Here is a 17,472-nt window from a genome sequence, read left to right as displayed (position 1 = left end):
CCCGAGCCCCCACCGAGGAGCAGGCATGGACGAAGACAGAAAGTTCAGCCGCAAGGCAGTGCTGAAGGCCGCGCTGGCCGCCGGAGTCGCCGCGCCGGTGGCACTCGTCGGCGGCCCCGCCTTGGCCCGCACGAATTTCGCCGGCGGGCAGAAGGTCGAGCCCACCCCGTACTGCCACGACGGCGACGAGCCGACGATCGACCAGACCGAAGGCCCGTACTTCAAGCCGAACTCCCCCGAGCGCAGCGTGCTCGTCGACGCCAACACCCCGGGCCAGCGGCTCACCGTGAGCGGCTACGTGTTCGGGCTGTCCTGCCAGCCCGTCAGCCGCGCCCTGCTGGACTTCTGGCAGGCGGACGTGAACGGCGCGTACGACAACGTCGGCTACACCTTCCGCGGGCACCAGTACACGAACGACCTCGGCGAGTTCAAGCTGACCACGATCGTGCCCGGCCTCTACCCCGGCCGGACGCGGCACATCCACGTCAAGGTGCAGGCCCCCGGGGAGCCGATCCTGACGACCCAGCTGTACTTCCCGGGCGAACCGCGGAACAACACCGACACGATCTTCGACCCGCGGCTGCTCATGACCGTCCGCGACGCCCCGAACAACGCCAAGGAGGCGGCGTTCGACTTCGTGCTCAACGTCCAGCAGACGCCGACCGGCGGGCCCTCGACGAGTCCGACGTCGCCGACCGGGCAGCCCGGCGGGACGTCCTGGACCGCGGGCAAGTCGTATCCCGCCGGCACGCGCGTCACGTTCAACGGGGTCAGCTACGTGTGCCTGCAGGGCCACACCGCCCAGCAGGGCTGGGAACCGCCCAACGCGCCAGCGTTGTGGCAGAAGGGCTGATCCCCTCCCCACGAGAACGGCGGGCTCCCCCGGGCCCGCCGTTCTCCGTTCTCCGTTCTCCGGGAATTTCCGAGAAGCCCGGCACGCGCTGTCGAGTTACGGTCGAGGCGTTCGTCTTCCATTAACCAACTCACCGGACCGGCCCTCGGAGGACACATGCTGTACCTGCTGGTGATCTACAACTGCGACCGCCCGGAACCCGGCGATCCGGCCTTCCCGGACGCGCTGGCCAGGGTGAACGCGTTCGCCGACGAATGCCGCCGGCGCGGGGCGCTCGTGTCCGAGCATCCGCTGCAAGGCGAGCACACCGCCACCACGGTCAGCGTCCGCGACGGGAAGACGCTGATCACCGACGGGCCGTTCCTGGAGACCCACGAGCATCTCGGCGGCGTCTACGTCCTGGACTGCCGCGATCTCGACGAAGCCCTCGAACTCGCCGCGCTGTGTCCGATGGCCGCGGTCGGCACCGTCGAGGTGCGCCCGGTCGCCAGTGTGCCCGGGCTGACCGGCCACGCATGACGTCGCCGCTGCTGCGGGAGGTCTATCGCGAGCACCGGGCCCGGATGCTCGCGGCGCTGGTTCGCGTCCTCGGCGACTTCGAACTCGCCGAGGACGCGCTCCAGGACGCCTGCGCGCTCGCCCTGCGCAGCTGGGGCGACAAGCCGCCGGACGACCCCATGGCGTGGCTGCTGACCGCCGCCCGCAACAGCGCGATCGACCGGCTCCGGCGCGCCCGCCGCGGCCTGGAGAAGCTCGCTCAGCTCGGGGAACAGCCGGAGGTCACGGTGGATCGGTCCGAGGACAGCCTGCTCGCGATCGGCGACGAACGGCTCAGTCTCGTCTTCACCTGCTGCCACCCCGCGCTCGCCGAGGAGGCCCGCGTCGCGTTGACCCTGCAGGCGGTGGCCGGGCTGACCGCGGCGCAGATCGCGCGGACGTTCCTGGTCAGCGAGGCGACGCTGGCGCAGCGGCTGGTGCGGGCCAAACGCAAGATCCGCGACGCCGGGATCAGCCTCGCCGTACCGGCCGATCATCTGCTGCCGGAGCGGTTGTCCGGGGTCTTGGCGGTGTTGTACTTGATCTTCACCCAAGGCTACACCGCGCCGGAACACCGGGAGCTGCAACAGGAAGCGATCCGGCTGGCGAAACTGGTCGCGACGCTCATGCCGGACGAACCCGAGGCGCTCGGCCTGGTTTCGCTGCTGCTCGTGCACGATTCGCGCACCGCCGCTCGCTACACGCCCGACGGCGACGTCGTGTTGCTCGAAGACCAGAACCGAAGCCGTTGGGACCACGGAGAAATCGCCGAGGCGATCGGTCTGCTGGACCGGGCGCTGCGCTTCGAGAATCCTGGGCCGTATCAGTTGCAGGCCGCCATTGCCGTCCAGCACGCGCAGGCTCGTTCCGCGGCGGACACCGACTGGACGGCGATCGCTGGACTGTATCAACGGTTGTACGAAACGAATCCGTCGCCGGTGATCGCGTTGAACCACGCCGTCGCGGTCGCCATGGCCACCAGCCCGGAAGAAGGCCTGGCGCTGATCGACGGTATCGACGGCCTTGACCGGTACCACCTCATGCACGCCGCGCGCGCCGATCTGCTGCGCCGACTCGGCCGTACCGACGAGGCGATGGCCGCGTACCGGCGCGCCCACGAACTCGCTGTCAACCCAGCCGACCGGCGATTCCTCGCCAGCCGCTTGACCACCTTGGAGTCCTGATGAGACTGTCCATTCTCGACAACGGACATCGCTTGCGCGCCAAGATGTTCATGTCGGCCACGTCGAAACAGCCGCCGGACATAGTCAAGATGCTGTTGTACCGGCCCGGCTTTTTCGCCCGTCCGTTGCTGGACGTCACCGTTCCGGCGATGCGCGGCCCGTCGTTCTGGACGGCCGGGGAACGCGAATTCCTCGCCATGTCAACGGCGTTGCTGCACGAGTGCCCGTTCTGTATCGACTCGCACGCAGAGCTGACCCGGATCGCCGGACAAGGCGAGATCGACCCGTCGCGACCGGAAGCGGCGCGGCCCGAGGTGCGCACCGTTCGGGCGTTCCTGGAGACCGTCACGCTGAACCCGGACCAGATCGTGCTGCCGGATCTTCCGCCGGAAGCGATTCGCGAAGCGCTGCGGGTGAATCTGGTGTGGAACATCGTGAACCGGCTCGCGAACGCGTTCGGCTTCGTGCTCCGCGAAGGGCAACTGGAGAGCGGGACCCGTGCCCTGCACAAATTCGGGTACCGGTTCCCCGGATTCCTGCTCGCCGGCGGTCCGAGCGGCACGCACGAGGATCCGGTGGAGAACCTGCGATATTCCGTGTTCACCGCACCCGCGTCAACCGACCCGGCGCTGCGCAAAGCGGCGGCCAGCGGCGACGGCCTGCCCGCGCCGCTGCAGCCGTTCGCGGAGAAGGTTCGCGACGCGTCTTACCGGCTCACCGATGCCGATTTCGCCGAGCTGACCACGAAATACCAGGAAGACGAGGTCTACGAGATCACCGTCGCCGCGGCCGTCGGCGCCGCGTTGCGCAGTTTCGATGCCGGGCAACGGAAACTCACCGCATAATGCGAACCGGCGGCCAGGACGCACCCGGCCGCCGGTTCGCGATCCGCTCAGGGGCGGTAGAGCTCCTTGACGACGTCGATGGTGTCGTTCTTGTCGACGTGGATCTCGGCGTACAGCGGCTTCGCGCCGGTCAGCGCGTCCATCAGAGCCTGCTCGGTGCACGGGTTCGTGCCGCGGCCCTGCGGGTCGAGGGCGACCTCGCCGCCCGGGCACAGTTCGGCCGCGCCGAAGACCTGCGCGGTCTTGCTCACCGGGAGCCGGTAGGTCTTGGCGTCGGCCGGGACGAACTGGCCGTTGTCCGGGCCGCCCTTCTTCCAGGTGACCAGCTGGAACTGGGCCATGTTCACCGAACGGTCGAACCCGGCGAACTGCACGGTCTGCGTCGTGTTCGGGAAGCGGCGCGTCGGGGCGGCGGGCTGCTGGCCGCCGGTGCCGCCGGTCGGCGCGGTCTTGATCATGAACTCGGTGCCGCCGTCCTTGCCGCAGTTCACGACGCCCTGGGCGAATTCCTCTTCCGCGCCCAAGGCGCAGTCCCAGTGCCCTTCAATGCCGAGAACCCGGTGGCCGGGGCCTTCGCCCTGCGACGGCGCCAATTCGTAGTATTTCGTCATCACATTGAATGCTTCGGTGCAGCCGGGAATGGTTCCGTTCGCGCTTTGCACCGCGATCAGATCCATTTGCTTGCCGCCGGCCGGGCCGACCTGCCCGCCGTGCTTGCTGCAGTTGACATCGCCGTTCGACGTGGCCGCGGTGCCCGCCGCACCGGCGGAACCGCCCTGCGGGTTCTGCTTGACCGCCGCCGCGTCGGAAACGCTCTTCGCCGCGGAACCATTTCCGTCGACATTGTTTCCGCTGCACGCGGAAAGCAACGCGGTCGCGGCGACCGCCCCGCCGACCATGACCAGCTTCATCGACTTCATCGCGGTGAATCCCATTTCGTGCTCCCCGTGTCTTTTGGCGAATCTCTGCCCACAAAGACGTGAAGCACCGAATGACGTTGCCTCGAAGTTCCGCGGAGAGCCATCGTTGCCCCAATGTCGCGCCCGCCTGGTCCGTGCGGGCACGACCTCGAAGGGCGTCGCAACCCTCTAGTACACGTCGCTTTCCGATGTGCCCCCGCCGAGCGGCCAGGCGCTAGGCCGGGACGCCGAGCGCCGCCAGCCACACCCGGGTCAGCGTCGCGGCCGCATCATCCAGCGAGTTGTCCGCGATAAACGCCTGGTAGAAGACGCGTTCGGTCATCCAGACCAATGCCGCGGCGACCTCCGCCGCGGTTCCGGACGGGAGTCCGGCGCGTTCGGCGACGCCTGCCATGGTGTCGGCGAGCGCGACCACCGCGGAGCGCCACGCCTGATCGATCGCCGGAACCGACGGGGAGAGCTCCACCGCCGTGCGCATCACCGTGCCGTGCTCGCGCCACATCCGCGCGGTCTGCTCGAGCCCTTGCCGGACCGCGTCGCCGGGAGCCGCGGCGGCCGCGTCCACCGCGTCGACCTCGGCGCGCAGCTTGGCCACCGTCCGCTCGACCAGCGCGGCGAGCACCTCGTTCTTGGACCCGAAGTAGAAGTAGAGCGCGCCCCGGGTGATCCCGGCTTCCTGCGCGATCGTGGCGACGGTCATGCACGCCCCGCCCGTCTCGTTGAGCTGCTGCTCCGCCGCGTCGAGAATCGCGCGTTCGCGCAGGTCTCCTTTGGTCGGAGCCGTCCGGCGGCGGGTGCTTCGCTCTTCCACCTGCACGTTCTATCACGCCGACTATTTTTGACGCTGTGCAGATTTTTCTCGACGCGGTGTAGAGTTTGCCGCATGACCAAGCTCTTCCTGATCACCGGCGCCAGCTCAGGCCTCGGCCGGGCGTTCGCCGAGGCCGCGCTCGGTGCCGGCCACACCGTCGTCGGCACCGTCCGGAAGCAGGCCGACGCCGAGGAGTTCGAGCAGCTCCAGCCGGGGAAATCCCTCGCGCGCATCCTCGACGTCACCGACGACGACGCGGTGTTCCGGACCGTCGACGAGATCGAGGCCGAGGTAGGGCCGATCGACGTCGCCATCGCCAACGCCGGATACGGCCACGAGGGCGTCTTCGAAGAGTCGACGATGGCTGAGCTGCGCGCGCAGTTCGAGGTGAACGTGTTCGGCGTCGTCGCGACGGTGAAGGCGGTGCTGCCGTACCTGCGGCAACGGCGGCGCGGGCACATCCTCGGCGTGACGTCGATGGCCGGGCTGATCACCGTGCCGGGCACGTCGTTTTACCAAGGCAGCAAGTACGCCGTCGAGGGCATTCTCGAAACGGTGGGCAAGGAAGTCGCGCCGTTCGGCGTGCACGTCACCGCGATCGCGCCGGGTTCGTTCCGCACCGATTGGGCGGGCCGGTCAATGGTCCGTACCGACCGCTCGGTGCCGGACTACGACCAGGTGATGAACCCGATCCGCGACCACCGCCTCGCGGCCAGCGGCAAACAGCTCGGCAACCCGAAGAAGGCCGCGGAAGCGGTGCTGCACATCCTCGACGTGCCGAACCCGCCCGCGCACCTGGTCCTCGGCTCCGACGCCCTCCGCCTCATCGCGAACGGACGCGCGGCGGTCGACAAGGAGATCTCGGAATGGGCGGAGCTGAGCCGGTCCACCGACTTTCCGGACGGGGCTCAGCTGCCTGGCTGAGCAGCGGTGAACGTCCGCGAGGGGAACCGCGGAAAAGGTGCAACCGCACTGCGGCGCACTCCCCGACGACCCGCGAAACCGCCGAGTCCGAGCCGCCGGTTAAGCCGGATGGGGGGCGCCCGCACCCGGACGCCCCCTCCTCGGTCACTCCACCAGCAGATCCTCGATCATGATCGGAATGCTCCGCACCCGGATCCCGGTCGCGTTGCACACCGCGTTCGCCACCGCGGCCGCCATGCCCACCGCGCCGATCTCGCCGACTCCGCGGGCTCCGACCGCGTTGTGCAGCGTGTCCGGGTACTCGACGAACTGCACGTCGATCTCCGGGATATCGGCGTTGACCGGCAGCAGGTAGCTCGCGAAGTCCGCGTTCGCGGGACGTCCGCTCGGCTCCGTTTCCAGCCCCTCGTGCAGGGCCGCCGAAACGCCCCAGATCATGCCGCCGGACAGCTGGCTCCGCGCCTGCGTCGGGTTGATGATCCGGCCGCCGTCGAAGACGCCCAGCATCCTCGACACCCGGACCTCGCGGGTCAGCCGGTGCACCCGGACCTCGCAGAACTGCGCGCCGAACGAGCTGAACGAATGCTTCGTCATCTCCTCGCCCGGAGCCGAGGAACCCCTGGCGGACAAGGATTCCCGGCCGATCGCACGCAGCAGTTCGCCGAACGGCATGGTGCCGTTGTTGCCGTGCAGCAGCCCCTCGGCGTACGTGACGACCTCGCCCTCGAACGGCGCGCCCGGCTCGGCGGCGAGCGCCACCAGTTCGTCGAGCAGTTCGGTGGCCGCGAGCATGATCGCGGTGCCGGTGCTCGCCGTGGCGGTCGAGCCGCCGGACATGCCGCCCGGCGCGAACCGGGAGTCGCCCAGGTGCGGGGTGACGCGTTCCGGGTCGATGTCGAGGGATTCGGCCCCGATCGTGGCCAGCACGGTGAGCAGCCCGGTGCCCGGGTCGGCCCCGCCGGTGGACACGTCCGCGGTCCCGTCCGCGTTGAGCACGATCTCGACCGTCGCCGGGAAGCGCAGCCCCGGGAACATCGCGGTCGCCGTGCCCATGCCGACGAGCCAGTCCCCGTCGACGTGCCCGCGCGGCGACCGGTTCGCCCAGCCGAACCGCTGCGCCCCGACCTCGTAGCACTCGTCGAGATGCTTGCTCGACCACTGCAGATCGACGCCGGGAGGAGCCAGCGAACTGTTGCGCTTCCGCAGTTCGATCGGATCCATCTCCAGCGCGATCGCGAGTTCGTCGATCGCGCTTTCGAGCGCGAACGAACCCGACGCCTCCCCGGGCGCGCGCATGAACGTGCCCGGCGGGATGTGCAGCGGCACCATTTTCTGGCTGATCGACAGGTTCTGCGTCGAGTACCACTCGCGCGAGGTGCCGTGCGACGTCGGCTCCACGAAGGACCGGCTCATCGACGTGGCCGACCAGGAGTCGTGCTGCACCGCGATCAGCGTGCCGTCGCGGTCCGCGCCCAGTGCGATCTTCTGCACCGTGGCCGGCCGGTTCGCCGTCGCCGTGAACACCTGCTCGCGGGTGAGCGCGCACTTCACCGGACGGTCGAGCGCCTTGGCGGCGGCCGCGGCCAGCATCCCCGGAGCCGAGGTGCCCGCCTTGCCGCCGAACGCGCCGCCCACGTACGGGTTCACCGCGTGCACGGCCGACGGCTCGATGCCGAGCACCCCGGCCATTTCCATGGCCTGCAGGTAACTGGCCTGGTTTCCGCTGTAAAGGGTGAGCTCGCCGCCGTCCCACTTCGCGACCGCCGAATGCGGCTCCATCGCAGCGTGGTTCTGCGTCGCGGTGCGGTAGGTCTCCGAAACGACGACCGCGCTCTCCGCCAGTGCGTCCGCGATGGACTCGACCCCGTCGGCGAGCACCTCGATCGACGGCGCGCTGCCCCGGCTTTCCGGTGCGTCCTCCGCGGTCGCGAGCCCGTCCTCCATCGACGTCAGCGCGGGCTTTTCCTGGTAGGAGACCTCGATCAGCCCCGCCGCGTCCCGTGCCTGTTCGAACGTCTCCGCGACGACCAGCCCGATCGGCTGCCCGTAGAACACCACGTCCCGGTCCTGCAGCGGGAGCCACAAATCGCCCATCAGCTGCGACTTGAACGGGTGCAGTTCGAGCGGGTCGAACGGGCTGTAGACGCTCACGACCCCGGGCGCGCTCTTCGCCGCGGTGACGTCCATCGCGGTGATCTCGCCGTGCGCGATCGTGCTGAGCACGATGTACCCGTACAGCATGCCCGGGAACGTGCGGTCCAGCGCGTAATCGGCCTGGCCGGTGACTTTCCGCGGACCGTCCAGCCGCGCACTCATGCCCGGCTCCCTTCGGTCAGTTCGAGCAGCGCGCGGACGATCGTCCGCTTCAGCAGCGAAGGTTTGAACACGTTGCCGGACAACGGCTTTGCCCCCTCGACGGCCACCGCGGCGGCAGCGGCGAAGGCTTCCTCGGTCAGCTCCGCGCCGCGCAGCGCCTCTTCCACGGCGGGCAGCCGCCACGGAACCGTCCCGACTCCGCCAGCCGCCACGCGGGCGTCGGCGATCTTCCCGTCGCGCACGTCGAGCGCGACCGCCGCCGAGCACAGCGCGAACTCGTACGACTGCCGGTCGCGGATCTTGACGTACGTCGAGTTCTCCGCCCAGTCGAGCCGCGGCACGCGCACCTCGGTGATCAGCTCGCCCGGACGCAGGTCGTGCTCGATCTCCGGGGTTTCGCCCGGCTGCCGGTAGAACTCGGTCAGCGGGACCGTCCGGGTGCCCTCGGCGCCGGCCAGCACGACCTCCGCGTCGAGCGCGACCAGCGCGACCGCGACATCGCTGGCGTGGGTGGCCACGCAGGAATCACTGGTGCCGAAGATCGCGTGCATCCGGTTGACGCCGGAAATCGCCGAACAGCCGCTGCCCGGAGCACGCCGGTTGCACGGCATCGCGACGTCCCGGAAGTACGAGCACCGGGTGCGCTGCATCAGGTTTCCGCCGATGCTGGCCATGTTCCGCAGCTGCTGCGACGCGCTGAGCAACAGCGCGCGCGAGATCGCCGGGTACACGCCGGGATGCGCGGCGATGTCGCCCATCCGCTCCAGCGCGCCGAAGCGCAGGCCGTCCGCGGTGTCGATGCCCCGCAGCGGAAGGTCGTTGATGTCCAGCACCTGCTGCGGGGTGAGAACGTCGAGCTTCATCAGATCGACCAGGGTGGTGCCGCCCGCAAGGTAGGTGCCCGCGCTGCCCAGCGCGTCCTCGACGGTGGCGGGTGCGGTGAGCTCAAACGGTCGCATCGGCCTGCCTCGCCTGCTCCACGGCGCGCACGATGTTCGGGTACGCCGAACAACGGCACAGATTTCCGGACATGAACTCGCGGACGTCGGACACGTCGTCGCGCACCGCGGCGACCGCCGACATCACCTGCCCGGACGTGCAGAACCCGCACTGCAGCGCGTCCTGGTCCACGAACGCCTGCTGCACCGGGTGCAGTTCGTCCTCGGCGGACAGTCCTTCGACGGTGGTGACGGGACCGCGCACGGCGGCCGCGAGCGTGAGGCAGGACAGCACCGGCTTGCCGTCGACGTGCACGGTGCAGGCGCCGCACTGACCGCGGTCGCAGCCCTTCTTCGGGCCGGTGATGCCGAGCCGCTCGCGCAGCGCGTCCAGGAGGGTCACTCCCGGATCGACGCCGAGCTCCTCGGTTGTTCCATTGACTTCAAGGGAAATGTCCACAGTAGGGTTCGCTTTCCCGCAGCCCGTCCGCGGCGGACGTCCTGCGGCGTGATGGTGGTGGTGACGGCCCTTCGGGAACGCGAGCCGCCGGAGGTTAAACCGGATATTCATCCGCTTGGCTCGCTTTGACCGAGGCTAGCGGATTAGAATCCGCTACGCAACGAAGTGGAGCTACTCCAGGTGACGCTGGAGCAGCTCCAGGTCAGGCAAGCGAAGCACCCCGGGAGGCGCGATGCCGGTGAGCCCGCGGCGGGCGGACACCCGGCGCAACCACGAACGGATCCTCGCGGTCGCGGCGGAAACCGTGAGCCGGGCAGGAGAAGTGTCGTTCAACGCGGTCGCCAAGGAGGCGGGCGTCGGCGTCGGCACGGTGTACCGGCACTTCCCCACGCCGGAGTCGCTGGTGCTGGCCGTCTACGAACGCGAGGTGAACCAGCTCGTCGAGATCGTGCCCGAATTGCTCGCCGAGTATTCCCCCGATCAGGCGCTGCGCGTCTGGATCGTGGACCACCTGGCGCACTACATGATGACGAAACGCGGGCTGGCCAACGCGTTGCGCGCGTCGCAGAGCGAACTGCCGACGCAGGCGTACGCGCGGATGCTCGACGCGCTCGACACCCTGCGCGAGGCGAACGCGGAGGCGGGCACGATCCGCCCGGACCTGAAGACGGAAACCCTGATGCGCGGTCTCGGCGGGTTGTTTTTCCTTACCCCGGAAGGAGATTGGAAAGCCGAGACGGAAGGGGTGGTGGACCTGGTGTGGCACGGGATGCGGCTGGACTGACCCCGGCGTCAAGCCGCGGCGAGGGTTTCGACGACGGTCCTCGCGCTGGCTTTCGGGTATGCCGTCGGACCGTCACCACGAATTCCGGGGCATCGGCCTCGCGGTCGGCCGGATTCATGCCGAACAGGGCGGCGAGTTGCCCGAGCGCCGCTCCCACACCAGAGGTCTCGAAAGTCTGGGCCAGGCGCGCTCACTCCGAAGTGGACAGCACCTTCAGGTCGACTCCGGCCCGCTCGAAATGCCCCCGCGGATCCGGCACCAGCTTGCGCTTCTCCAGATCCATCAGCCCCAGCGTGCACTTGATCTCGGCCGACAGCGTCCCGTCCAGTTTGACGATGCGCGAGGTCATCCAGAACACCTTGCCGTCGCCGAACGAGGCGTCGCAGGTCACGTCCACCACGTCGCCGGCGCGCAGTTCCCGCCGGTACACGATGTTCGATTCGAGCAGCACCGGCGCGAGACGCGATTCGTGCAGGGTGTTGCCGCCTGCCGCCTCGAAAACTTCCAGCCGCGAAACCTCGCCGTACGAGTGGTACACGGCGTGGTTCAGGTGGCCCAGCGTGTCGAGTTCGTAGTGGCGCACCTTGATCCGGGTGCGGAACGGTTCGCGGTCGGTCACGAGGTCCAGGCTAGTTGTCGTAGAAGAGTTCCTCGACCACGGCGTGCGCGTGCCGCGTCACACGGCGGTAGGCGTCGAGGAACTCGCCAGGGTCGTCGTCCACCGAGTAGCCGAACACGCGCGCCACCGCGGCCAGGTCGCGGCCGGTGCCGGGCACCTCGTCCGCTGCCTTGCCGCGCACCAGCATCGTCGCGTTGCGCACGCGCGTGGCCAGCAGCCAGGCCTCGCGCAACGAGTCCACCGCCTCGGCCGACGCGAGGCCCGCCTCGGCCAAGGCGGTCAGCGCGTCGAGCGTCGAGGTCGTCCGGAGGCCAGGCACCTCGTGCGCGTGCTGCAACTGCAGAAGCTGGACGGTCCACTCGACGTCGGCGAGACCGCCGCGGCCGAGTTTGGTGTGCCGGGTCGGGTCGGCGCCACGCGGGAGCCGTTCGGTCTCCACCCGCGCCTTGATCCGCCGGATTTCGCGCGCGTCCGTCGGGTCGAGCCCGCCTTCGGGATAGCGCAACGGGTCGATCATCTCGATGAACCGCTGGCCGAGCTCCTCGTCGCCGGCGACGAACCGGGCCCGCAGCAACGCCTGCGATTCCCACACCTCGCCCCAGCGCTGGTAGTACGCGCGGTACGACTCCAGCGTCCGCACGAGCGGCCCGCTGCGTCCTTCCGGCCGGAGATCCGCGTCGACGACCAGCGCCGGGTCCGCGCTCGGCGCGCCGAGGATCTTCCGCACCGTCTCCGCGACCGACGAGGCGAACCGCAGCGCTTCGGCGTCCGGAACCCCTTCTGCGGGCTCGCAGACGAAGAGGACGTCGGCGTCCGAGCCGTAGCCCAGTTCCGCCCCGCCGAGCCGTCCCATGCCGATGACCGCGATCGTCGCCGGAGTGCGCCCCAGCTCAGCCTGCCGTTGCCGATAAGCCGCCGACAGCGCTCCCTGCAACACCGCGACCCACACGCTCGACAGCGCTTCGCAGACCGACGGAACATCCAGCAGTCCCAACAAATCCGCGCACGCGACGCGAAGCAGCTCATGCCGACGCAGCGACCGAGCAGCGGTGACCGCCGCGCTCAGCCCAGGCTGACGACGTACGGCGGCCCGAAGCGACGTCGCCACTTCGGCTGGCGTACGTCCGGTCAACCGAGCCGGATCTCCCAGCAGCTGCAGCACTTCCGGCGCGCGGACGAGCAGGTCCGGAACCAGGTTCGACGTGCCGAGCAGGAAAGCGAGCCGCTCGACGACAGTGCCCTCGTCACGCAGCACCCGCAGGTACCACGGCGTGTCCTGCAGCGCCTCGGACACCTTGCGATACGAGAGCAGCCCACCGTCCGGATCCGGCGTGTCAGCGAGGCAATCGAGCAACACCGGAAGCAACGCCTGCTGAATCGCCGCGCGCCGCGACACCCCGGCGGTCAACGCCTTGATGTGCTGCAACGCCCCTTCCGGCGCGGCATACCCGAGCGCGGCGAGGCGGCTCGCAGCCTGTTTCGTGGTGAGCCGCAACGCTTCCGTCGGCACATTCGCCACCGACTGCAGCAGCGGACGGTAGAAGACCTTCTCGTGCAGCCGCCGAATCCCCTGCGCGTGGCGGCGGAACTCGGCGAGCAACGCCTCGCCCTGACTGCGTCCGCGCACCGGCCGAATCCCGCAGGCACGGGCGAGAATCCGCAGCTCATCGGTGTCCGACGCGGCCGGGAACAGGTGCGTCCGCCGCAATCGGCGCAACTGCAGCCGGTGCTCGACGGTGCGCAGGAACTCGTACGACGAGCTCATCTCCGCCGCGTCCGCGCGGCCGACGTACCCGCCGTCGCCCAGCGCGGCCAATGCGTCCAAAGTGGACGAAGAACGCAGCGCGGGATCGACCCGGCCGTGCACGAGCTGCAGCAGCTGCACGGCGAACTCGACGTCGCGCAGGCCGCCGCGGCCCAGCTTCAGCTCGCGTTCGAGATGCTCCGACGCGACGTGGTCCTCCACCCGCCGGCGCATCTGCTGGACCTCGGTCACGAAGTTCTCGCGGTCCGCGGCCGACCACACCATCGGCGCGACCATCTCCGCGTACTGGCGGCCCAGTTCGGCGTCGCCCGCCACCGGACGCGCCTTCAGCAAAGCCTGGAACTCCCAGGTCTTCGCCCACTTCTGGTAGTACGCGGTGTGCCCTTCGAGCGTGCGCACCAGCGCCCCGCTCTTGCCTTCCGGCCGCAACGCCGCGTCGACCTCGAAGCACGCGTTGCCGACCAGCCGCATCATCGTGCTGGCCAGCCGGGTCGCGACGCCGAGGTCGCCGGCCCCGACGAAGATGACGTCGACGTCGCTCACGTAGTTCAGCTCGCGGCCGCCGGTCTTTCCCATCGCGATCACCGCGAGCGTGCCTTCGGCGGACGCGCCGACCTCCTGCTCGGCGACGACGAGCCCGGCCTGCAACGAAGCCTCGGCGAGAGTGGTCAGTTCGCTGGCTACATCGCGGAACTCCGGATGTTCCAGCCCGGGTTCGACGAGGTGGCCGAGGTCAGCCGCGGCGATGCCGAGCAGCAGCCCGCGGTAACCGGCCCGCAGCTCGGATTCGGCGGCGGTCCCGGTGAAGTACGTCCCGTCGTCCTGGCGGACCCGCTCGAGCAGCCGCTCCGCGAACTTCGCCGGGTCGGTGCACCGGTTGTCCGCGAGACACCGCCATTCCCCCGGATTGGCGACGAGGAAATCCGCCAACGCGGTGGAGGTGCCGAGCACGCCCAGTAGCCGACCGCGGAACGTGCGGTTCTCGCGAAGCGTGCTGTCCAGCTCAGGCCAGCCGGGTTCGTCGGCCTCGCGAATGCGGTCGAGCCCGGCCAGCGCGAGATCCGGATCCGCGGCACGGGAGAGGGCGAGGAGGACGTCGGTGGAGCCGTCGGCGGGTCCGCCTTCGGTCCACCAGCCCGCGGCGCGCAGTTGACCGTCGGCCCGGGTGTCAGTGAAGCCGTACCTGGCCGCCGAAGCTGTGGTCCGCGCGCGCTCTGCCATCGCTCACACCGTAGCCGGACCCGGGGCGGTTCAGGCAGCCAGGCGGTCCGGTTCGGTGTCGACTGCGGAGGGTTCGGGGACCTGGAAGCTGTGCGCGGTGACGGGTTTGCGCCGGGATAGGAGGTAAATCCCGGCCGCGAAGAGAATCCCGGCGACGCCGACCGCGATCGTCCCGGCCTCGCCGAGCGAGGCGATCTTGCCCGCCGCGGCGCCGACGATCGCCGCCGCGGGCAGCGTGAACAGCCACGCGAGCACCATCCGGCCCGCCATCCGCCAGCGCACCGGAGCCTCGCGCCTGCCGACGCCGGAGCCGATGATGCCGCCCGAGCAGACGTGCGTGGTCGACAGCGGGAAACCTAGGTGCGAGGACAGCAGGATCACGACAGCGCTGCTGGTCTGCGCGGAAAAGCCCTGCGGGCCTTCGATGTCGGTGAGGCCCTTGCCGAGGGTGTGGGTGATGCGCCAGCCGCCGAGATACGTGCCGAGCGCGAGCGCGGACGCGGCGCTGATGATCACCCAGACGGGCGGCGCGGACCCGGCAGGGAGACTGCCAGCCGCTACGAGGGTCAGGGTGATGACACCCATGGTTTTCTGCGCGTCGTTGGTGCCGTGCGCGAGCGAGACCAGCGACGCGGAGACAATCTGTCCGACCCGGAAACCCCGTCCGCCGCGCTTGCGCACCAGGAACCGGTAGACGAAGTACGTGACCGCGGCCGCTGCCACTCCCGCGATGATCGGCGACGCCGCGGCCGGGACGAGCACCTTGTCCACGATCTTGCCGAAGTGGACGGAGTCCGCGCCCGCGGACACCCAGGTCGCGCCGATCAAGCCGCCGAACAGCGCGTGCGACGAACTCGACGGCAGGCCGACGTACCAGGTGAAGAGGTTCCAGACGATCGCCCCGATGAGCCCGCCGAACACGATGGCGGGCCCGATCCTCGTCTCGTCGACGAGACCGCTGGAAATCGTTTTCGCGACCTCGACCGACAGGAACGCGCCGGCCAGGTTCAGCACCGCGGAGATCGCGACGGCGACGCGGGGCCGGAGTGCTCCGGTGGCGATCGAGGTCGCCATCGCGTTCGCCGTGTCGTGGAAGCCGTTGGTGAAATCGAAAACCAGCGCCGTGCAGATCACGACGACAACGAGCAGCGAGGGGTCCACCCCGACCTCCGAACCCTACGGAAATACCTCTCGCAAGGTACCTGACCGTTTGGGTGAACCGTTAACTCGCCGTAAGTGATTCCGACGTCATCCGTTAAGCGAGCGGCAACTGGCGTTGACTTTCCGGAGCCGCCTCCAGCCGACCGGCGGCCAACTGGACGAACCGGTGCGCGAACGGACGCCACGTCTCGGCGATGTCCGCGTGCGCTGAGATCAGGCTCTCCTCCTCCAGCGCGCCCGGACGGGTGAGTTCCGCCATTTCCGGTGCCGCCTCGGCCCAGGCGCGGACGACGTCCGGCGTGGTCTCGATGTGGAACTGGACACCGTAGACACAACGGTTCATCCGGTACGCCTGGTGCGGGTACTTCGGAGTGGACGCGAGCAGCTCGGCGCTCTGCGGCAGGACAGTGACGACGTCGCCGTGGAACTGCAGGACGTCCGGGAGGAAGGGCATGTCCGCGAAGAGCGGATCGACCCACGCGGCGTCCTTCTTGGACACGAGCCCCGGCCCGACCTCGGGACCGGACTCGCCCTTCGCGACCTGCCCGCCGGTCGCGACGGCGAGCAGCTGCGAACCGAGACAGATCCCGAGCGTCGGCAAGGCATGCCCCGCCGCGGTGGCGAGCAGCTTCCGGACGTCGGCGAGCCAGGGGTGCTTCGCGTCGTCGAGCGCGCCCATGCCGCCGCCGAGACAGATCAACCCGTCGTACCCGTCGAGGCTCGAGGGCAACTCCTGCTCCGGCGGCAGCCGCACGTCGAGTTCCGCGCCGGCCTCGGTGAGCCACTCCCCGAGCGGGCCGATGGGATCGCTGGCGTCGGGCTGGATGATGAGCAGACGAGTCACGGCGTCCAGGGTACGGGCTCTCCGGCCTCCGTCGGATAGCCGTGGGCGAGCCAGGTCGTGATGCCGCCGGAGAGCCGCTTCACGGTGAAGCCGAGCTGCGCGAGCCGGTGCGCACCCTGGGTGGCGGCGTTGCAGTAGATGCTCTCGCAGTAGCAGACGTAGACGAGGTTCCGGTCGAGGTCACGGGTGCTTTCCTCGGTCATTTCCCGGTACGGCAAGCAGATCGCGCCCGGCAGGTGAGCTTCGGCGTACGCGCCCGGGCTGCGGGTTTCGACGAGGACGTAGCCGTCGGTGCGTCCGTCGGCGAGGTCCTGGGCGAGGTCGACCGGGTCGACCTCGAAGGCGAGCTCACGCCCGAAGTACTCGACGGCGTTGGCGGCTTCGTGGGGAAGGGAGAGGATGCGCGGTTTCACACTGGTGATCCTCCCGTTCCGGTCCTGGTCCGGGACAGGGGAAGATCCAGGTGTTCCGCCGTCCTCACCAGGGTTTTCCGGGTCTGGACGGCAGTTGGCCTGGAGTTTCTGAGAGGGTGCCGCGATGGACCTGGACGACGTTGACCGGCACCTGCTGGAGCTGCTCCAGTCCGACGGCCGCCTGACGTTCTCGGAACTCGGCCGCCGGGTCTCGCTGTCCGCCCCCGCCGTGACGGAACGAGTGCGCCGGCTGGAACAGCGCGGGGTGATCACCGGCTACGCAGCACGTGTCGATCCGGAGAAACTGGGCCGCCCGATCCAGGCGATCGTCCGGGTTCGTGTGCGGAGCCTGGACGGCCCGCGCTTCCGCGAGACGATCCTTCCGCTGCCGGAGATCACGGACGCCGATCACGTCACCGGTGACGAATGCTGGCAGCTCCGCGTGCACTGCCGTACGACGGCCGAGCTGGAGCATTTTGTGGAACAGGCCCAGCGCTACGGCGAGACGACGACCTCGCTGGTGTTCTCGTCGCCCGTCCGAGGCCGCGGGCTGCCACTGTGACCCGGGCATGACGAAGGCCCGGTTCCCCGTGTGGGGTTCCGGGCCTCGTACTTGTCCGTGAAAATGAGTCTGGGCCCCGGGAAAACCCTTCACGGGTTCTCGACCGGGGCCCAGACTGTGTGGTTAAGTTCGGCGGTGTCCTACTCTCCCACAACCCTTCGGTTGCAGTACCATCGGCGCAGTCAGGCTTAGCTTCCGGGTTCGGAATGGGACCGGGCGTTTCCCTGACGCTAAAACCACCGAAACACTCCGAAACAACACACACCCACCCCCTGAAGGGGTGACCGGTGTGGTGTTTCAGAACCGTAGAGTGGA

At 69.2% G+C, this 17,472-nt stretch carries 17 protein-coding genes and 1 rRNA gene; 7 read left to right on the top strand and 11 right to left on the bottom strand.

Annotated elements, in window-relative coordinates:
• Positions 1-25: 25 nt before the first annotated feature.
• From EIZ45_RS12455 to EIZ45_RS12440, 4 genes are all read left to right on the top strand, one after another.
• Complete coding sequence (locus tag EIZ45_RS12455) at positions 26-853, top strand: carbohydrate-binding protein (RefSeq protein ID WP_134669740.1); 828 nt, start codon at positions 26-28, stop codon at positions 851-853.
• Positions 854-1,009: 156 nt separating this feature from the next.
• Positions 1,010-1,372 carry a YciI family protein gene (locus tag EIZ45_RS12450; protein WP_037818257.1) on the top strand — a complete coding sequence of 121 codons (363 nt, stop codon included), beginning with the start codon at positions 1,010-1,012 and terminating at the stop codon, positions 1,370-1,372.
• Entirely contained in the window at positions 1,369-2,574 is a 1,206-nt protein-coding gene (locus tag EIZ45_RS12445) for an RNA polymerase sigma factor (protein ID WP_134736052.1), read from the top strand. Before EIZ45_RS12450 ends, EIZ45_RS12445 begins: the two co-directional genes overlap by 4 nt.
• Positions 2,574-3,419 carry a hypothetical protein gene (locus EIZ45_RS12440; protein WP_134669742.1) on the top strand — a complete coding sequence of 282 codons (846 nt, stop codon included), beginning with the start codon at positions 2,574-2,576 and terminating at the stop codon, positions 3,417-3,419. Before EIZ45_RS12445 ends, EIZ45_RS12440 begins: the two co-directional genes overlap by 1 nt.
• A 47-nt stretch (positions 3,420-3,466) precedes the next feature.
• Here the strand turns inward: EIZ45_RS12440 and EIZ45_RS12435 are convergent, their stop codons facing one another.
• Positions 3,467-4,354 carry a hypothetical protein gene (locus EIZ45_RS12435; RefSeq protein ID WP_134669744.1) on the bottom strand — a complete coding sequence of 296 codons (888 nt, stop codon included), beginning with the start codon at positions 4,352-4,354 and terminating at the stop codon, positions 3,467-3,469.
• A gap of 199 nt (positions 4,355-4,553) precedes the next feature.
• A complete protein-coding gene (locus EIZ45_RS12430) occupies positions 4,554-5,150 on the bottom strand; it encodes a TetR/AcrR family transcriptional regulator (RefSeq protein ID WP_240690941.1) in 597 nt (198 codons plus the stop codon).
• Between the two features lie 72 nt (positions 5,151-5,222).
• Here EIZ45_RS12430 and EIZ45_RS12425 point away from each other — a divergent pair, with 72 nt between their 5' ends.
• The gene (locus tag EIZ45_RS12425; RefSeq protein ID WP_134669749.1) at positions 5,223-6,074 is read left to right on the top strand and encodes an oxidoreductase; all 852 of its coding nucleotides are present in this window, start codon (positions 5,223-5,225) and stop codon (positions 6,072-6,074) included.
• A gap of 144 nt (positions 6,075-6,218) precedes the next feature.
• Here EIZ45_RS12425 and EIZ45_RS12420 read toward each other — a convergent pair whose 3' ends face one another.
• The 3 genes from EIZ45_RS12420 to EIZ45_RS12410 are packed head-to-tail and all read right to left on the bottom strand — an operon-like array spanning position 6,219 to position 9,788.
• Positions 6,219-8,390, bottom strand: a complete 2,172-nt coding sequence (locus EIZ45_RS12420; RefSeq protein ID WP_037818253.1) for a xanthine dehydrogenase family protein molybdopterin-binding subunit — start codon at positions 8,388-8,390, stop codon at positions 6,219-6,221.
• Complete coding sequence (locus EIZ45_RS12415) at positions 8,387-9,349, bottom strand: xanthine dehydrogenase family protein subunit M (protein WP_134669751.1); 963 nt, start codon at positions 9,347-9,349, stop codon at positions 8,387-8,389. Before EIZ45_RS12415 ends, EIZ45_RS12420 begins: the two co-directional genes overlap by 4 nt.
• Complete coding sequence (locus EIZ45_RS12410) at positions 9,336-9,788, bottom strand: (2Fe-2S)-binding protein (protein ID WP_037818251.1); 453 nt, start codon at positions 9,786-9,788, stop codon at positions 9,336-9,338. Before EIZ45_RS12410 ends, EIZ45_RS12415 begins: the two co-directional genes overlap by 14 nt.
• 232 nt (positions 9,789-10,020) lie before the next feature.
• On the opposite strand from EIZ45_RS12410, the gene EIZ45_RS12405 reads away from it, so the two are divergent.
• Positions 10,021-10,572 (top strand): TetR/AcrR family transcriptional regulator, encoded by a 552-nt coding sequence (locus EIZ45_RS12405; protein WP_134669753.1) that lies wholly within the window; start codon positions 10,021-10,023, stop codon positions 10,570-10,572.
• 190 nt (positions 10,573-10,762) lie between these two features.
• On the opposite strand, the gene EIZ45_RS12400 is transcribed toward EIZ45_RS12405, so the two are convergent.
• From EIZ45_RS12400 to EIZ45_RS12380, 5 genes are all read right to left on the bottom strand, one after another.
• The gene (locus EIZ45_RS12400) at positions 10,763-11,191 is read right to left on the bottom strand and encodes a thioesterase family protein (protein WP_134669755.1); all 429 of its coding nucleotides are present in this window, start codon (positions 11,189-11,191) and stop codon (positions 10,763-10,765) included.
• 10 nt (positions 11,192-11,201) lie between these two features.
• Positions 11,202-14,177 carry a bifunctional [glutamine synthetase] adenylyltransferase/[glutamine synthetase]-adenylyl-L-tyrosine phosphorylase gene (locus EIZ45_RS12395; protein WP_134669757.1) on the bottom strand — a complete coding sequence of 992 codons (2,976 nt, stop codon included), beginning with the start codon at positions 14,175-14,177 and terminating at the stop codon, positions 11,202-11,204.
• Positions 14,178-14,207: 30 nt separating this feature from the next.
• Positions 14,208-15,338 carry an inorganic phosphate transporter gene (locus EIZ45_RS12390; protein WP_037818247.1) on the bottom strand — a complete coding sequence of 377 codons (1,131 nt, stop codon included), beginning with the start codon at positions 15,336-15,338 and terminating at the stop codon, positions 14,208-14,210.
• Positions 15,339-15,432: 94 nt separating this feature from the next.
• Positions 15,433-16,182, bottom strand: a complete 750-nt coding sequence (locus EIZ45_RS12385) for a type 1 glutamine amidotransferase (protein WP_134669759.1) — start codon at positions 16,180-16,182, stop codon at positions 15,433-15,435.
• Positions 16,179-16,595 carry a rhodanese-like domain-containing protein gene (locus EIZ45_RS12380; RefSeq protein ID WP_134669762.1) on the bottom strand — a complete coding sequence of 139 codons (417 nt, stop codon included), beginning with the start codon at positions 16,593-16,595 and terminating at the stop codon, positions 16,179-16,181. The genes EIZ45_RS12385 and EIZ45_RS12380 overlap by 4 nt, the downstream gene beginning before the upstream one ends.
• A 124-nt stretch (positions 16,596-16,719) precedes the next feature.
• Between EIZ45_RS12380 and EIZ45_RS12375 the strand changes: the two genes are divergently transcribed.
• Positions 16,720-17,157 carry an Lrp/AsnC family transcriptional regulator gene (locus EIZ45_RS12375; RefSeq protein WP_134669764.1) on the top strand — a complete coding sequence of 146 codons (438 nt, stop codon included), beginning with the start codon at positions 16,720-16,722 and terminating at the stop codon, positions 17,155-17,157.
• Between the two features lie 127 nt (positions 17,158-17,284).
• On the opposite strand, the gene rrf is transcribed toward EIZ45_RS12375, so the two are convergent.
• Positions 17,285-17,401, bottom strand: a 5S ribosomal RNA gene (rrf, locus tag EIZ45_RS12370).
• Between the last annotated feature and the right edge of the window lie 71 nt (positions 17,402-17,472).

This window comes from Amycolatopsis sp. CFH S0740 (assembly GCF_004522315.1).
Classification (GTDB): Bacteria; Actinomycetota; Actinomycetes; order Mycobacteriales; family Pseudonocardiaceae; genus Amycolatopsis; species Amycolatopsis nivea.
Note: the sequence above shows the minus strand (reverse complement) of the source record. Positions and strands in the feature narration are given on the sequence as shown.